Origin of the sequence: Bradyrhizobium sp. SZCCHNS1050, assembly GCF_032484785.1 — a bacterium.
Classification (GTDB): domain Bacteria; phylum Pseudomonadota; class Alphaproteobacteria; order Rhizobiales; family Xanthobacteraceae; genus Bradyrhizobium.
This window is the reverse complement of record NZ_JAUETR010000001.1, coordinates 892,619-909,201: the sequence shown is the minus strand read 5'-3', so window position 1 is coordinate 909,201 and position 16,583 is coordinate 892,619. Positions and strand designations below refer to the sequence as shown.

Below are 16,583 nucleotides of genomic sequence, written 5' to 3'. Positions count from 1 at the left end.
GGAACTCCTGGCCGACCGCGCCGGCTGGGCTGCCAAAATCGGCCAAAATCGGGCGAACGCCTGCGAATTTGGCAATTCTTACGGCCTGGGCGGACTTGTCCAGGTCGGTCATGTCTTGCAAGAAGGGCTGATGATTCGCGGCCGCTCCCTCCCGCCGGGCGCCCGGAACCCTTGAGACGAGATGCCCCATGAGACTGCCGCGCGAGATCGGACCCATCCACTTCGTCGGGATCGGCGGCATCGGCATGAGCGGTATCGCCGAGGTGCTGTGCAATCTCGGCTATACGGTGCAGGGCTCGGACGCCTCGGACAATGCGAACGTCGCACGCCTGCGCGAGAAGGGCATCACCGTCAGCGTCGGCCACAAGGCCGAGAACGTCGCGGGTGCCGACGTCGTCGTCGTCTCGACCGCCATCAAGCGCGACAATCCCGAGCTGATGGCGGCGCGCGCCCAGCGCATTCCCGTCGTCCGGCGTGCCGAGATGCTGGCCGAGCTGATGCGGCTGAAGAGCTGCGTCGCCATCGCCGGCACCCATGGCAAGACCACGACGACATCGATGGTCGCGGCGCTGCTCGATGCCGGCGGTCTCGATCCGACCGTCATCAATGGCGGCATCATCAATGCCTATGGCACCAACGCGCGGCTTGGCGCCGGCGAATGGATGGTGGTCGAGGCCGACGAGAGCGACGGCACCTTCCTGAAGCTGCCGGCGGATGTCGCGATCGTCACCAATGTCGATCCCGAGCATCTCGATCACTTCAAGACCTTCGAGGCCGTGCAGGACGCCTTCCGCGCCTTCGTCGAGAACGTGCCGTTCTACGGCTTCGCCGTGATGTGCATCGATCATCCGGTGGTGCAAACGCTGGTCGGAAAGATCGAGGACCGCCGCATCATCACCTACGGTGTGAACCCGCAAGCCGATGTCCGCCTTGTCGACCTCGCGCCGATGGGCGGCGGCTCGTCGTTCAAGGTCGTGTTCCGCGACCGCAAGAGCGGTGAGACGCACGAGATTGCCGACATCGCGCTGCCGATGCCAGGCCGGCACAATGCCTCGAACGCAACGGCGGCGATCGCGGTCGCGCGCGAGCTCGGCCTGTCCGACGAGGCCATCCGCAAGGCGATTGCCGGCTTCGGCGGCGTCAAGCGCCGCTTCACCCGCACCGGCGAGTGGAATGGCGTCACCGTGATCGATGACTACGGTCACCATCCGGTCGAGATCGCGGCGGTACTGAAGGCGGCGCGCGAATCCACCAATGGCAAGGTCTTCGCCGTGGTGCAGCCGCATCGCTACACCCGGCTGCAATCGCTGTTCGAGGAGTTCTGCACCTGCTTCAACGACGCCGATGCGGTCGTCGTTGCCGACGTCTATCCGGCCGGCGAGGCGCCGATCGAGGGCATCGATCGCGATCACTTCGTTCTGGGCCTGCGCGCCCACGGCCATCGCGACGTGGTGCCGCTGCCGAAGGCCGCCGATCTCGCCGGCATCGTCAAGGGTCTCGCCAAGCCCGGTGACCTGGTCGTGTGCCTCGGTGCCGGCAACATCACGCAATGGGCCTACGCGCTGCCCGGTGAGTTGAAGGCGCTGGGATGAGGGCTGTGTCGTTGGGCGAGCTGGCAGCTACGCGGCATACTCTGCTCTCTCCCCCCTTGTGGGGGAGAGGTGGAGAGGGGGGGACCACGAGCGCCGGCGCCTGGGGCTCACCCCCCTCCCTGACCCTCCCCCACAAGGGGGGAGGGAACGGAGAGTGCGTGCCGACCCTGACGATGTCGGCGCACGATGTGAGAGCAGCCGCGTGAGTTTCCCCGACATTACGCCCGAGCTCAAAGCCGTAATGCCGGAGCTGCGCGGGCGGCTCCTCGCCAACGAGAGTCTCGCGCCTCTCACCTGGTTTCGCGTCGGCGGACCGGCGCAGGTGCTGTTCACGCCGGCGGATGCCGACGACCTCGCCTACTTCCTCAAGAACCTGTCCAGTGATCTGCCGCTCTACGTCATCGGCGTCGGCTCCAACCTGATCGTGCGCGACGGCGGCGTGCCGGGCGTCGTGATCCGGCTGGCGCCGCGCGCGTTCGGCGAGGTCAAGGCGGAGGGCGACATCGTGACCGCCGGCACCGCCGCGCTCGACAAGCGCGTCGCCGAGATCGCGGCGTCGGCCAATCTCGCGGGCCTGGAATTCCTGTTCGGTATTCCCGGCACGATCGGCGGCGCGCTGCGGATGAATGCCGGCGCCAATGGCGGCGAGACAAAGGACATCCTGGTCGAGGCGATCGCGATTGACCGCCATGGCAAGACGCACCGCTTCAACAATGCCGAGATGAAGTTCACCTATCGCGCGAGCGGCGTCGATCCGTCGCTAATCTTCACGGCAGCGCGCTTCCGCGGCACGCCGTCGGCGCCGGAGGCGATCCGGGCGCGCATGGCCGAGGTGCAGGCGCATCGTGAGACGGCGCAGCCGATCCGCGAGAAGACCGGCGGCTCGACCTTCAAGAATCCGCCGGGACATTCCGCCTGGAAGCTGGTCGATGCCGCAGGCTGCCGCGGTCTCAAGGTCGGCGGCGCCCAGGTTTCAGAAATGCACTGCAACTTCCTGATCAACACCGGCAACGCCACCGCTGACGACATCGAAACTCTCGGCGAGACCGTGCGCGAGCGGGTCAAGGCGAAATCGGGCATCGAGTTGCAGTGGGAGATCAAGCGGATCGGAGTCAAGGCGAGCTGATCGCCCCGCCTGCTCAAGTGACGTCAGCGCAATCGCGACTGCGGTTGTGAGATCAACCGAGAAGACATTGATGCGCACCACGATTTTGTTCGGCGGCTCCAACAAGGAGCGCCTCGTCTCGGTCGCCAGCGCCAAAGCGCTGCATGCCGCGCTGCCCGAGGCTGACCTCTGGTTCTGGGAGGCCGACGACACGGTGCATCAGGCGAGCGGCCCGGCGCTCATGGCTCACGCCAAGCCGTTCGAGGAGCCGTTCACCGCCGATGGTGAGAGTATCGGGACGCTCGCCGAGGCGCTCGATCGCGCCAGGGTCGAGGATCGGGTTCTGGTGCTCGGTCTCCACGGCGGCCGGGCGGAGAATGGCGAGCTTCAACTGATGTGCGAGCTTCGCGGCGTGCCGTTCACCGGCTCGAGCTCGGCCGCCTCGCACCTCGCCTTCGACAAGGTTGCCGCCAAGCGCTTCGCCGTGCTCGGCGGGGTCACAGCGGCCGAGGGCGTCGCGTTCGATGACGCCGAAGCGGCGCTGGCGCGCTACGGCCGGCTGATCGCCAAGCCGGTGAAGGACGGATCGAGTTTTGGGCTGATCTTCGTCAACACCAGCCAGGACCTCGTTGCCGTCAAAGCGGCGGCCGCGACCGAGGAGTATCTGATCGAGCCGTTCGTCACCGGAACGGAAGCGACCTGCGGCGTGCTCGAACAGGTAGACGGCTCGCTGATCGCGCTGCCGCCGATCGAGATCCTCCCCGCCGACGGCGCCTTCAACTATTTCGCGAAGTACCTCGCCGCGGCGACGAAGGAGATCTGTCCCGGCCGCTTCAGTCCGGAGGTGACGGCCGCGCTGCAGACGGAGGCGATCAAGGCGCATCGCGCGCTGTCCTGCGGCGGCTATTCGCGGACCGACTTCATCGTCTCGGCCAATGGTCCCGTTTATCTCGAGACCAATACGCTGCCCGGGCTGACCGCGGCCTCGCTGTATCCCAAGGCGCTCGCGGCGCAGGGGATCGCTTTTGTCGATTTCCTCAATCAGCAGATCGCCTTGGCGGAGGGGCGCAGCCGTCGATCCGGCGTTCGGTAGACGCCCCGCAGGAACCCGGCCCGGCGTCTCCCGGTGGTTCCTGTAACCCGTAAAATGCTTAAGAATTCCGGGCAAGGTCCTCATAAATCGGAGAAAAAATTCGTCTCTCCGGACCGATTTTACTTTTTGTTTACCAGGACGTCCGAAGGTTAACGCTGGCGCCTCAGTGGTGCTCGGCTGCCGGGTCGTGACGTCACGCATCGCGACGTCACCAGCCTCCGGCCGGCCGGGAGCGCAGGCGTGGGTCCGCGAGTATCTGCGGGCGCAACAGTTTGATGAGCTCGTGCAATGGATGGTGCAGGACGCCTCGCTCGATCGCAGAGGCCTCAAGCGAACCTGAAAGCCGCTGCCCTTGGCGCGGCAATCCTGCTGCGCGAGTATGTCTCGGCCCGCCTTCCGCGTATCCGCTTCGCGCACGGCGGCACGAAGCAAGGCAGGCGGTCGAGCCGAAGAGATCTGGCGTCGATGCAGGCCGCGCGCGCGCCGATGGTCGAGCGCGAGGCGCCGCCGCGCGTGGTCGAACTCGTCGAGCGCTATCTGCCGCGGCGGCTCGGCACCGTGGCGACGGTGGTACTCTTGTTCGGCAGCGTCTGGCTCGGCATCGTCAAGGGCGGCCACGCCCAGGACGTCAGCGCGGCCCTGTCCGACACCCGCAATGCCCTGGCCAATGCGGCCGGCTTCCGCATCACGGCCGTGGCGATCAATGGCCGCAAGCAGCTCACCCAGGACGAGATCCTCGCCGTCGGCGGCGTCACCGGCCGCTCCTCGTTGCTGTTCCTCGATGCCGCCGCGGTGCGCGACAGGCTCAAGGCCAACCCCTGGATCGCCGAAGCCACGGTGCAGAAGTTCTTTCCGAATCAACTCCAGATCGACGTTGTCGAGCGCAAGGCGTTCGCGCTCTGGCAGCAGGAGGGCCGCCTCTCGGTCATCGCCGATGACGGCGCCGTGCTCGAGCAATATGTCTCGCGCCGTTTCCTGACCCTGCCGCTCGTGGTCGGCAAGGGAGCCGAAAGCCGGGCGCGTGATTTCCTGGCGCTGCTCGCCCGCTACCCGCAGGTGCGCGCGGTCACCAAGGCCGCCGTGTTCGTCGGCGAGCGTCGCTGGAACCTGCGGACCAAGGACGGCCTCGATATTCGCCTGCCCGAGCACGATGTCGGTAATGCGCTCGCGACCCTGACCCAGCTCGACCAGGACGACAAGCTGTTCTCGCGCGACATCGTCGCCATCGACTTGCGGCTGTCGGACCGGCTGACGGTGCAACTGTCCGAGGACGCAGCGAAGGCGCACGACGAGCTGTTCAAGGACAAGAAGTCCAAGAAGAAGGCCGGTGACGCATGACCGGCTTCGATCGCCAGACTCCGAAGACGCGCCCGATGGGCCAGAAGCGCACCGCGCTTGTGGCCTCTCTCGATGTCGGCACCAGCAAGATCGCCTGCATGATCGCGCGGCTGAAGCCGGCGCCGCCCAGCGACGCGCTGCGCGGCCGCACCCACACGGTCGAGCTGATCGGCTACAGCCAGATCCAGTCGCGCGGCGTCAAGGCCGGCGCCGTCGTCGATCCCGTCGAATGCGAGCAGGCCGTGCGGCAGGCGGTCGCGCTTGCCGAGCGCATGGCCAAGGTGCGGGTCGAGTCCGTGCTGCTGCCGGTCGCCGGCGGCCGCGTCATGGGCCATCTGATCGAGGCCACCTCGGACATTCGCGGCGGCGCCGTGACCCAGGCCGATGTCAGCCGCGTGACCTCAACCGGCATGCACCACGCCACCGGCGACGGGCGCGCGGTGCTGCATGCCTTGCCCGTCGGCTACACGCTCGATGGCGTGAAGGGCATCCGCGACCCGCGCGGCATGCTGGCGCGGCAGTTCGGCGTCGACATGAACGTCGTCACGACCGACGCCACCGTGGCCAAGAACCTGATGCTCGTGGTCGAGCGCTGCCACCTCAACGTCGAGGCCATGGCGGCAAGCCCGTATGTTGCCGGGTTGTCGGTGCTGACCGACGACGAGGCCGATCTCGGCGCGGCGGTGGTCGAAATGGGGGCCGGCACCACGACGATCGCGATCTATTCCGGCGGCCGCTTCGTCCATGCCTCCGGTTTTGCGCTCGGCGGGCATCACGTGACCATGGATCTTGCGCGCGGACTATCAGCGTGCATTGCAGATGCCGAGCGAATCAAGACGTTATATGGCACGGTGCTGACTGGCGGGTCCGACGCGCGTGAGTTGATGTCTGTTCCGACGGCCGGTGACAACGAGCGGGATGTTCCGCAGATCGTGTCCCGCGCCACCATCGCGAACATCGTCAGGCACCGCGCAGAGGAGATTTTTGAAATGGTCCGCGACCGGCTGAAGGATTCGCCCTTTGCGGCAGAACCCAAGGCGCGCGTCGTCCTTAGCGGAGGCGCCTCCCAGCTGACGGGGCTGGTCGAGCTTGCGACCCGGATCCTCGACCGCCCGGTGCGCGTCGGCCGTCCGCTCGGTTTCGGCCGTCTCCCCAACGAGGCCAAGAACGCCGCCTTCGCGGTGCCCACCGGGCTTCTGGTCTATCCGCAATACGCGCACCTGGAACACGTCGAACCGCGGCATACGCGGCAGGTCGGGACAGGAACCGACGGCTACTTCGGAAAGGTCGGACGATGGCTACGCGAGGGCTTCTGATGACCGGTTTCCACCCCATGCGATTTTCAACAACACCAACCGCGGCCGGCGGCCGGGGCGAACCCACCCGCGCGTGATCGAGAGGCAATCATGGCACTCACTATTACCCCTCCTGATATCCACGAGCTGAAGCCCCGGATCACCGTGTTCGGTGTCGGCGGCGCGGGCGGCAACGCCGTCAACAACATGATCACGGCCGGCCTGCAGGGGGTGGACTTCGTGGTCGCCAATACCGACGCGCAGGCGCTGACCATGTCCAAGGCTCAGCGCATCATCCAGATGGGCACGCAGGTGACCCAAGGCCTCGGCGCCGGCTCGCAGCCGGACGTCGGCGCCGCCGCCGCGCAGGAGGTGATCGACGAGATCCGCGATCATCTCTCGGGCGCCAACATGGTGTTCGTGACCGCCGGCATGGGTGGCGGAACGGGCACCGGTGCAGCTCCGGTCATTGCCAAGACCGCGCGCGAGATGAACATTCTCACCGTGGGCGTCGTCACCAAGCCGTTCCACTTCGAGGGCGCGCGCCGCATGCGCACCGCGGAGTCGGGCATCTCCGAGCTGCACAAGGTCGTCGACACGCTGCTGATCATTCCGAACCAGAACCTGTTCCGGGTCGCCAACGAGAAGACCACCTTCGCCGACGCCTTCGCGATGGCCGACCAGGTGCTCTATTCCGGCGTCGCCTGCATCACCGACCTGATGGTCAAGGAAGGCTTGATCAACCTCGACTTCGCCGACGTCCGCGCTGTCATGCGTGAGATGGGCAAGGCGATGATGGGCACCGGCGAAGCCTCCGGCGACAAGCGCGCGCTCACCGCCGCCGAAGCCGCCATCGCCAACCCGCTGATCGACGATTCGTCGATGAAGGGCGCGCGCGGCCTCCTGATCTCGATCACCGGCGGCAAGGATCTCACGCTGTTCGAGGTCGACGAAGCTGCGACCCGTATCCGCGAGGAGGTCGACCAGGACGCCAACATCATCGTCGGCGCCACCTTCGACGAATCGCTCGACGGGCTGATTCGGGTCTCGGTGGTCGCGACCGGCATCGAGCAGGCGCAGTTCAACCGGAACGTCACGACCTCACAGCCGGCGGCGGCTGTCGCTCCGATTGCCGCCGCCCCGACCGCTGCCGCGGGTCTCCCTGAAAGCCGCCTCGCCGATCTGACTGCGCGCCTGCGCGCCGACAATCAGCGCCTGGCTGAACGCGCCGCCAAGCTCGAGCAGCAGGCGTCGCAGGCTCCGGCCGTCGCCGCCGCGGCGCCCGCGCCGATGGCGCCTGCGCCGCGTCCGGCGCCGAATCTCGAGCGCGACACGCTGGCCGCCGTTGCGGCCGCAATGGCAAGCGAGCCGGCGCCCTCGGCTGCTCCGGCGCCGGCAGCCTCTTATGGCGACGTGACGGTCCGCCCGATTGCGCAGAAGCCGTCGCTGTTCCCGGAGCCCGAGGCGCAGCGCGCGGCTCCGATCGAGCCGGCGGCCCCGCCCGAGACCTTCATTCCCCAGGCCGCTGAGCGGGTTCCCGTCCGCGCGCCGCGCATGCCCAAGTTCGAGGACCTGCCGATGCCGGCCCAGGCCGAGATCCGTCAGGCGAGGGGCGACGAGGGCGACGAGCATCCGCAGAAGACCCGAATGTCGCTGCTGCAGCGTCTCGCCAATGTCGGTCTCGGCCGCCGGGACGAGGACGCCGAGCCGCCGCTGCCGGTGCGGACCGCGGGTCCTGCCATGCCGCAGATGCCGCCCCTGCCGGAACGTAAGCCGCAGCGGAACGTTGCTCAGCAGGTTGCGAGCCACGAATCGCCTGTCTCGGAATATGCCCGCCGTCCCGCGCCGCAGGGTCTGGACGTCCATGGCCGTCCTGCGCCTGTGTCCCCGGCGCCACAGGGAGACGACCATTTGGATATCCCGGCCTTCCTCCGCCGGCAGGCAACCTGAGAATTGTTACAGCCCTGATGGTGCTGAACAGGCCCGGCTCGCGAGAGCCGGGCCTTTTCCATGGGCCGCCGGGGCTCCGTGATTTCCGCTCAACTAACTGATTTTAAATGATTAATTATTCTTTCGGTGTTTAGATCGGGAACCGGGAGGGTTAAGGCCTCGTTCCAGTTTGGTTAAGGGTTGGCGCGAATACGGCAGAGATGGGGTAACAATCCGTAAAGAAGCGTGAGTTGGCGCTCTTTGGGGCTCTCGTTAAGTTCTGCCGTGACTTGGGGATGCCTGAAAGTGAGTCGGTTCGCGAGGGGCGGGCTGACGAGGGATCAGGCGGGGTCTTGGGCGATCGTCGATGAAATTCAGCCGGCAAACAACGCTTCGTTCGCAAGCCACCGTCACCGGTGTAGGCGTCCACTCTGGCGCGCCTGTCAGCCTGACGATCGGGCCTGCGCCGATCGATGCGGGGATCGTGTTCCTCCGCACCGGCCTCGATGGCGCCGACCGCGAGGTCCAGGCGTCCTTCGGCTCGGTGATCGCCACCGAGTTGGCGACGGTGCTCGGTGACCGCAACGGTCCGCTGGTGTCCACCGCCGAGCATGTTCTCGCCGCGCTGCGCGGCATGGGTGTCGACAATGCGCTGATCGAGGTCGATGGCCCCGAGGTTCCGATCATGGATGGCAGTGCGGCACCGTTCGTCGCTGCCATCGACCAGGCCGGGATCGTCAATCAGTCGGCTCCGCGGCGCTACATTCAGGTGCTCAAGCCGGTCCAGGTGACCATCGGCGCCTCCACGGGCGAGCTGCGTCCCAACAGCTCCGGCTTCTGGGTCGAAGCCGAAATCGATTTCACCAACCCCGTGATCGGCCGCCAAGCCTATCATTTCGAGCTCAGCCCCGAGCGCTTCCGCCGCGAGATCGCCCGCGCCCGCACCTTCGGCTGCATGAGCGACGTGTCGCGACTGTGGAGCGCCGGCTTCGCGCTCGGTTCGTCCTTCGACAACACGCTTGTGTTCGACGAGGACCGCCTGCTCAATCCCGAAGGTCTGCGCTACGCCGACGAATGCGCCCGCCACAAGGTGCTGGATGCGATCGGCGATCTGGCGCTGGCCGGCTTGCCGATGCTCGGAACCTATCGTTCGGTCCGTGGCGGTCACAAGCTCAACCATGCGGTGCTGACTGCTCTGATGGCGGATCGCACGGCTTGGCGGATCGTCGAAGGCGAGACCGTGCGGCGTCCCCGCGTGGCCGCGGAGGTCGTTGGCGGTATGGTCGGTGGCATGGTCGCGCCGGCCTACGGCCCGGACGTGTCCTGAGCGCCGTCCTGCCGCTCGGCTGATCCGTCGACGGGGTTGCGCGACGCGCGACATTGCCGGGAGCTTTGCTTTCGACTTCGTTCGGTTTTTTCCGGCTGCTTTTTTGTCAATGTTTGTTACTGGCCACGTCTTCTCCGTGGCTGGATCATCGGCATTTCGATGTTTTCCAGCGGCTTCTTCAGCGGTAACCATGATGCGTGGCGGCAGCCTCGGTGTTGCCTTAATCCGGGCGGATTGGCTTCCTATGCGGTTGGTTGATGAAGTGTTTTCGGCTAGAGAGGCCGGGGCCGCGTGATGCGTGCCACTGGCGGGGCTCTTCCTTCGCGGTCATGAAGCGACCTTCATGGTGCACGGCGTAGATCAGATCACAGGCATCGGGTTCCAAAGAAGCATGTCGATACAGCGTCTCACGCGCGACCTCCGTCATCCCGCAGCAAGCATCGGCCGGCTCCGGCTCGCCGCGTCGCTGATCCTGCTGGCGCTGCCGTTGAGCGGCTGCGGCACCGGCGGACTCTGGGACAAGTTCCTCGCCAAGGACGACACCTTCGTCGATGAGCCCGCGGACAAGCTCTACAATGAGGGCTTGTACCTGATGAACGAGAAGAAGGACGTCAAAGGCGCGACCAAGAAGTTCGAGGAGGTCGACCGCCAGCATCCTTATTCCGACTGGGCCCGCAAATCGCTGCTGATGTCGGCCTACGCCTCCTATCAGGCCGGCGACTACGACGGCTGCATCGGCGCCGCCACCCGCTACGTGACCCTGCACCCGGGCAGCCCCGACGCGGCCTATGCGCAATACCTGATCGCTGCCTCGCATTACGACCAGATCCCGGACATCAGCCGCGACCAGGGCCGGACCGAGAAGGCCATCGCCTCCCTCGAAGAGGTGGTGCGTAAATATCCGACCTCCGAATACGCCACCAATGCCAAGGCCAAGATGGAGGGCGCCCGCGACCAGCTCGCCGGCAAGGAAATGGATGTCGGCCGCTATTACATGCAGAAGCGCGACTACACGGCCGCCATCAACCGCTTCAAGGCGGTGGTGACGCAGTATCAGACCACGCGGCACGTCGAGGAAGCGCTGTATCGCCTGACCGAGGCCTACATGACGATCGGCATCGTCGGCGAGGCCCAGACCGCGGCGGCCGTGCTCGGGCACAATTTCCCCGACAGCAAGTGGTACAAGGACGCCTACAATCTCGTGAAGTCGGGCGGCGTCGAGCCCGAGGAGAACAAGGGCTCCTACATCTCGCGCGCCTTCAAGAAGCTCGGCCTGGGCTGAGCAATCGGCCGGATCGCTCGTTTGATCTGGCTTTGTTCTGTATTCTTGTTTTGTTCTCTATTTGCTGCTAGCATCGAGTCGTTCGCTCAGGGGCGTTCCGCCCCGTTACGAAGGACTTCGGTTCCATGCTGGCGCGACTGTCGATCCGTGACATCGTCCTGATCGAACGACTCGATCTCGAATTCTCCCATGGACTTGCGGTGCTGACCGGCGAGACCGGTGCCGGCAAGTCGATCCTGCTGGACGCCTTCGCTCTCGCGCTCGGCGGTCGCGGCGACGCCAGCCTGGTGCGCCACGGGGCCGACCAGGGGCAGGTCACGGCCGTGTTCGAGATCGGCAAGGATCATCCCGCGGCCAGGATCCTCGCCGCCAACGGCCTGGATGCCAATGGCGAGATGATCCTGCGCCGCGTCCAGTTCGGCGACGGCCGCACCCGCGCCTTCATCAACGACCAGTCGGTCAGCGTGCAGACGCTGAAAGCGATCGGCGCCACCCTGGTCGAGATCCATGGCCAGCATGATGAGCGTGCGCTGGTCGATGCCGCCACCCACCGCCGGCTGCTGGATGCCTTTGCGGGTCTGGAGAAGGACGTCGCCGCGGTCGAGGCCCTCTGGGCGGCCCGCCGGACCGCGGTCACGGCGCTCGACGAGCACCGGGCTGGCATGGAGCGCGCGGCCCGCGAGGCCGACTATCTGCGGCATGCCTCGGACGAGCTGAAGAAGCTGGCGCCGAAGGAGGGCGAGGAGACGCAGCTCGCCGCCCGCCGCACGGCCATGATGCAGGGCGAGAAGATCGCGGGCGATCTGCGCGACGCGCAGGATGCGGTCAGCGGCAACCAGTCGCCGATCGCCGCGCTGGCCGCGGCCGTTCGCCGGCTGGAGCGACGCGCGGTCAGCTCGCCCGCGCTGGTCGATCCGGCGGTGAAGGCGATCGATTCGGCGATCAACGCCCTGGAGGAGGCCGATCAGCATCTGACGGTGGCGCTCGCGGCCACCGATTTCGATCCGCTGGAGCTGGAGCGCATCGAGGAGCGGCTGTTCGCGCTGCGCGCGGCTGCGCGCAAATATTCGACGCCGGTGGATGGGCTGGCGGCCTTGGCTGCCAAATATGCCGCGGATGTCGTCCTGATCGATGCCGGCGCCGAGCAGTTGAAGAAGCTGGAGGCGGCGGCGGCAACAGCCGATGCGCGCTATGCCGCGGCGGCGGCCAAGCTGTCGGCGGCGCGGACCAAGTCAGCGGAGAAGCTGAACCGGGCCGTCCATGCCGAACTCGCCCCGCTCAAGCTGGAGCGCGCCAAGTTCATGACCCAGGTCGACAGCGACGCCGAGGCGCCGGGGCCGGAGGGCATCGACCGTGTCGAGTTCTGGGTCCAGACCAATCCGGGCACGCGGCCGGGCCCGATGATGAAGGTCGCCTCGGGCGGCGAGCTGTCGCGGTTCCTGCTGGCGCTCAAGGTCGTGCTGTCCGACCGCGGCTCGGCGCCGACCTTGGTGTTCGACGAGATCGACACGGGCGTTGGCGGCGCGGTCGCGGATGCCATCGGCGCCCGGCTGGCGCGGCTCGCGCACGGGGTTCAGGTGATGGCCGTGACCCATGCGCCGCAGGTCGCGGCCAGGGCGGACCAGCATCTCCTGATTTCCAAGGATGCGCTGGATCGCGGCAAGCGTGTCGTCACCCGGGTCAACACGCTCGCCACCCTGCACCGCCGCGAGGAGATCGCCCGCATGCTGGCCGGCGCCGAGGTCACCGCCGAAGCCCGCGCCGCCGCCGACCGGCTGCTGGAGGCTGCGGCGGCGTAGCTGGAAACGGAGCGGGCCGAACGCTTTGGCTCCGGCGTGCGCATTGTGTACACCGTCGTTTCGGAACGGCCTCCGGGCCGTCCCGCAACGACGAGCAGATCATACGCATGCCCAAGACAGCAAAACCGAAGCAGCCCGTCGACGTTGCCGATCTCACCAAGGCCCAGGCCAAGGTGGAATGGAAACGGCTGGCGCTGGAGCTCGAGACCCACGACAGGCTCTATTATCAGGATGACGCGCCGAAGATCTCGGACGCCGCCTATGACGAGCTGCGTCGCCGCTTCAATGCGATCGAGAAGCGTTTCCCCGAGCTCGTCAGCAGCGAGTCTCCGTCGCAGAAGGTCGGCGCCGCGCCCTCCGGCCGGTTCAAGAAAGTGCGGCACGCGGTGCCGATGCTGTCGCTCGACAACGCCTTCGCCGAGGAGGACGTGCGCGACTTCGTCGGCCGCATTGCGCGCTTCCTCAAGCTTGCCGACGATCGCATCGATTTTTCGGCCGAGCCGAAGATCGACGGGCTGTCGATGTCGCTGCGCTACGAGGGCGGCGAGCTGGTCACCGCCGCGACGCGTGGTGACGGCGCCGAGGGGGAGGACGTCACCGCCAACATCCGCACCCTGAAGGACGTGCCGCACAAGCTGCACGGCCGCAACCTGCCCGACATCTGCGAAGTGCGCGGCGAGGTCTACATGACCAAGCAGGCCTTCCTCGCGCTCAACGAGCGCCAGAAGGAAGCGGGCGACACCATCTTCGCCAACCCGCGCAACTCCGCCGCAGGCTCGCTGCGGCAGAAGGATCCGGCCATCACCGCCTCGCGTCCCCTCGGCTTCTTCGCCTATGCCTGGGGCGAAATGAGCGCGATGCCGGCGGAGACGCAGAGCGGCATGATCAAATGGTTCGAACGCTGCGGCTTCACGACCAATCCGCTCACCAGGCTCTGCCACTCGGTGGAGGAACTGATCGCGTTCCATCGCCACATCGAGGAACAGCGTGCCGAGCTCGACTACGACATCGACGGCGTCGTCTACAAGGTCGACCGCATCGACTGGCAGGAGCGGCTCGGCTTCGTGTCACGCACGCCGCGTTGGGGCATCGCGCACAAGTTTCCGGCCGAGCGCGCCATGACCGTGCTCAAGGACATCGAGATCCAGGTCGGCCGCACCGGCTCGTTCACGCCGGTCGGCAAGCTTGAGCCGGTCGGAGTCGGCGGCGTCATCGTGCAGAACGTGACGCTGCACAATGAGGACTACATCAAGGGGATCGGCAACAAGGGCGAGGTTCTGCGCGAGGGCCGCGACATCCGGATCGGCGACACCGTCGTGATCCAGCGCGCTGGCGACGTCATCCCACAGGTGGTCGACGTCCTCATCGACAAGCGGCCGAAGAACGCTAAGGAATTCCATTTCCCCAAGACGTGCCCGTGCCCGCTGCATACCGACGTCGTGCGGGAGGAGATTGCGACCGGCGAGGAGGGCTCGCGCGCCCGCTGCACCGGCGAGTTCGCCTGTCCGTTCCAGAAGATCGAGCACCTCAAGCTGTTCGCCTCGCGCCGCGCTTTCGACATCGACGGCCTGGGCGAGAAGCAGATCGAATTCTTCTTCGACCAGGGCTGGGTCAAGGAGCCCGCCGACATCTTCACGCTGGCCGCACGCAACAGCAAGCTGAAGCTCGAGCAGATCGAGGGCTATGGCGAGACCTCGGTGCGCAATCTCTTCAATGCCATCGACGCCCGGCGCGAGATCGCGCTGGAGCGCTTCATCTTTGCGCTCGGCATGCGCCATGTCGGCGAGACCACGGCGCTGGCGTTGGCGCGCGGCTACGGCTCCTGGGATGCGTTCCACGAAGCCTGTCTCAAGGTCGCCAACGGCGACGAGGAGGCGATCGCGGAGATGGATGCGCTCGACCAGATCGGCGACACCGTGATCAAGAGCGTCGCCGCCTATTTCGGCGAGGACCATAATCGCGGCATCGTCGAGCGGCTGACGAAAGAGGTGAAGATCCTCGACGCGGAGAAGCCGAAGCGCAATTCGCCGATCGCGACCAAGACCGTGGTATTCACCGGCACGCTGGAAAAGATGACGCGCGATGAGGCCAAGGCGACCGCCGAGCGGCTCGGCGCGAAAGTCTCGGGCTCGGTGTCGAAGAAGACGGACTACGTCGTCGCCGGTCCCGGCGCGGGATCAAAGCTGAAGGACGCGCAGAAGCACGGCGTGCAGGTGCTCACCGAGGACGAGTGGCTGCAGCTGATCGGGGAGTAGCAGCTCCGCAGTGTCGGTTGCGACAGACGCTGGATGAGACCCCAACAATTGTCATCATCCGCGAAAGCGGATGATCCAGTATTCCAGAGGCATTTGTCATAGAGCCGAGACGCTTCGGCCTGCTGGATACCCGCCTGCGCGGGTATGACGCCGAGAATGACGCGCGGTCGTGCAGTCGCTCACGCACCTCCTTCACATTACCCCGGCTTCGTCCTCTTCCGCCGTCTCGATCAGCTCCTTCGTCACCTTCATCTGCGTGCGCGGAACCAGGAAGATCATGCTGCAGGCGCAGGCGAGGGACAGGGTGAGCATCGCTGACGTCAGCGGCAGCGTGCTGCTGAAATGGCCGCCGAGCCAGGCGCCGAGCTGCGACGTCAGCGCGCCCACGCCCATCTGCAGGAAGCCCATCGCGCCGGAGGCGGTGCCCGCCGCGCCCGGCCGGACGCTGATGGCGCCGGCGGCAGAGTTCGCCATCACGGCGGCATTGGCGAACATCAGCAGCATCTGCGTGCCGAACAGCACCGAAGGCACCTGGTTGACGCCGAACAGGCTCCATGTGAAGTTCAGCGCGGCGCTGGTGAGCTGCAGCCCCAGTCCGAACCAGATCAGCCGATCGAGCGAATGGCGCGGCGCGTAGCGCACGCAGAACAGGTTGCCGACGAAATAGGCGAAGCCGGTGGTCGCAAACCACGCGCCATACTCCGCCGAGGAGCGGCCCATCTGCACCTCGACGATATACGGCCCGCCGCCGGCGAAGGCGAAGATGATCTGCGAGGCCAGCACCTGGCACAGCATGTAGCCGAGGAAGGCGCGGCTCTTCACCAGCATGGCGACGTCGCGGCGGAAGCTCGCGCCTTCGATGCGGGCAGGGCGGGTCTCCGGCAGCGCCATGGTCACGGCGATCGCGATCACGATCGACAGCGCGGCGACGACATAGAAGATGGCGTGCCAGCCGAACGCGATCTCGATCAGGCCGCCGGTCAGCGGCGACAGCATCTGCGCGATCATCATCACCGCGACGACGAGGCTGATCATCGCGCCGATGCGCTCGCGCGGATAGAGATCGCGGATGATGGCGCGGCTGATCACCATGCCGCTGGCGCCGCCGAGCGCCTGGAAGAAGCGCGCCGCGATCAGCTGGGGCAGGGTGTCGGCGAAGATGCAGCTGACGCTCGCGACGATCGAGAGCGCGAGCCCTGCGAGCATCACGGGGCGGCGGCCGAAGCGGTCCGACAGCGGCCCGAGCAGCAGCTGCGAGATCGCGATGCCGGCCATGTAGAACGACACCGTCATCTGCACGACGGAGGCGTCGCGCCCGAACGTGGTCGCGAGCAGCGGCAGGGCCGGCACCAGCAGGTAAAGCGAGATAGGCGCCAGCCCGGTCATGACGACCAGGAGGACCAGCACGGTGCGCGAGGGGACGGCGCGCGGTGGCGCCGCCCCGGGCGGTCTGCTGATCATTCCATGCATGGTGCCGCTCAAATCGGGTGAACGCCCTGACTGTAGCGGCCTTCCGCTTCGCGGAAATGCCTGTTTCGGCATGCGCCCATGCGGGCAGCGGGACAGTT

General features: G+C 66.6%; 11 protein-coding genes. 10 read left to right on the top strand and 1 reads right to left on the bottom strand.

Annotated elements, in window-relative coordinates:
- Positions 1 to 188 precede the first annotated feature (188 nt).
- The 10 genes from murC (at position 189) to ligA (ending at position 15,015) form a co-directional block, all read left to right on the top strand.
- Complete coding sequence (murC, locus tag QX094_RS04295) at positions 189 to 1,592, top strand: UDP-N-acetylmuramate--L-alanine ligase (RefSeq protein ID WP_315825274.1); 1,404 nt, start codon at positions 189 to 191, stop codon at positions 1,590 to 1,592.
- A gap of 202 nt (positions 1,593 to 1,794) precedes the next feature.
- On the top strand, positions 1,795 to 2,718 hold the full coding sequence (gene murB, locus QX094_RS04290; protein WP_316184011.1) for a UDP-N-acetylmuramate dehydrogenase: 924 nt from the start codon (positions 1,795 to 1,797) through the stop codon (positions 2,716 to 2,718).
- Positions 2,719 to 2,788: 70 nt separating this feature from the next.
- Complete coding sequence (locus QX094_RS04285) at positions 2,789 to 3,790, top strand: D-alanine--D-alanine ligase (RefSeq protein WP_316184010.1); 1,002 nt, start codon at positions 2,789 to 2,791, stop codon at positions 3,788 to 3,790.
- Between the two features lie 288 nt (positions 3,791 to 4,078).
- Entirely contained in the window at positions 4,079 to 5,128 is a 1,050-nt protein-coding gene (locus QX094_RS04280; RefSeq protein ID WP_316184008.1) for a cell division protein FtsQ/DivIB, read from the top strand.
- Positions 5,125 to 6,444 carry a cell division protein FtsA gene (gene ftsA, locus QX094_RS04275; RefSeq protein WP_315713429.1) on the top strand — a complete coding sequence of 440 codons (1,320 nt, stop codon included), beginning with the start codon at positions 5,125 to 5,127 and terminating at the stop codon, positions 6,442 to 6,444. Before QX094_RS04280 ends, ftsA begins: the two co-directional genes overlap by 4 nt.
- A 90-nt stretch (positions 6,445 to 6,534) precedes the next feature.
- On the top strand, positions 6,535 to 8,373 hold the full coding sequence (gene ftsZ, locus QX094_RS04270; RefSeq protein ID WP_315713428.1) for a cell division protein FtsZ: 1,839 nt from the start codon (positions 6,535 to 6,537) through the stop codon (positions 8,371 to 8,373).
- A 346-nt stretch (positions 8,374 to 8,719) separates the two neighbouring features.
- Positions 8,720 to 9,679, top strand: coding sequence for a UDP-3-O-acyl-N-acetylglucosamine deacetylase (gene lpxC, locus QX094_RS04265; RefSeq protein ID WP_315713427.1), 960 nt, complete (start codon positions 8,720 to 8,722; stop codon positions 9,677 to 9,679).
- A gap of 391 nt (positions 9,680 to 10,070) precedes the next feature.
- Positions 10,071 to 10,961: an outer membrane protein assembly factor BamD gene (locus QX094_RS04260; protein WP_315713426.1), complete on the top strand. Its 891-nt coding sequence runs from the start codon at positions 10,071 to 10,073 to the stop codon at positions 10,959 to 10,961.
- Between the two features lie 125 nt (positions 10,962 to 11,086).
- A complete protein-coding gene (gene recN / locus QX094_RS04255; protein WP_315713425.1) occupies positions 11,087 to 12,760 on the top strand; it encodes a DNA repair protein RecN in 1,674 nt (557 codons plus the stop codon).
- 107 nt (positions 12,761 to 12,867) lie between these two features.
- Positions 12,868 to 15,015, top strand: coding sequence for an NAD-dependent DNA ligase LigA (gene ligA / locus QX094_RS04250; RefSeq protein WP_316184005.1), 2,148 nt, complete (start codon positions 12,868 to 12,870; stop codon positions 15,013 to 15,015).
- 192 nt (positions 15,016 to 15,207) lie between these two features.
- Here ligA and QX094_RS04245 read toward each other — a convergent pair whose 3' ends face one another.
- Entirely contained in the window at positions 15,208 to 16,485 is a 1,278-nt protein-coding gene (locus tag QX094_RS04245; protein WP_316184004.1) for a multidrug effflux MFS transporter, read from the bottom strand.
- Positions 16,486 to 16,583: the final 98 nt, after the last annotated feature.

Excerpts from the sequence above, each read along its gene's own strand:
- murC (WP_315825274.1), top strand. The coding sequence starts at position 189 with ATGAGACTGCCGCGCGAGATCGGACCCATCCACTTCGTCGGGATCGGC.
- QX094_RS04285 (WP_316184010.1), top strand. The coding sequence starts at position 2,789 with ATGCGCACCACGATTTTGTTCGGCGGCTCCAACAAGGAGCGCCTCGTC.
- QX094_RS04280 (WP_316184008.1), top strand. The coding sequence starts at position 4,079 with ATGGATGGTGCAGGACGCCTCGCTCGATCGCAGAGGCCTCAAGCGAAC.
- ftsA (WP_315713429.1), top strand. The coding sequence starts at position 5,125 with ATGACCGGCTTCGATCGCCAGACTCCGAAGACGCGCCCGATGGGCCAG.
- ftsZ (WP_315713428.1), top strand. The coding sequence starts at position 6,535 with ATGGCACTCACTATTACCCCTCCTGATATCCACGAGCTGAAGCCCCGG.
- lpxC (WP_315713427.1), top strand. The coding sequence starts at position 8,720 with ATGAAATTCAGCCGGCAAACAACGCTTCGTTCGCAAGCCACCGTCACC.
- QX094_RS04260 (WP_315713426.1), top strand. The coding sequence starts at position 10,071 with ATGTCGATACAGCGTCTCACGCGCGACCTCCGTCATCCCGCAGCAAGC.
- recN (WP_315713425.1), top strand. The coding sequence starts at position 11,087 with ATGCTGGCGCGACTGTCGATCCGTGACATCGTCCTGATCGAACGACTC.
- ligA (WP_316184005.1), top strand. The coding sequence starts at position 12,868 with ATGCCCAAGACAGCAAAACCGAAGCAGCCCGTCGACGTTGCCGATCTC.
- QX094_RS04245 (WP_316184004.1), bottom strand. The coding sequence starts at position 16,485 with ATGCATGGAATGATCAGCAGACCGCCCGGGGCGGCGCCACCGCGCGCC.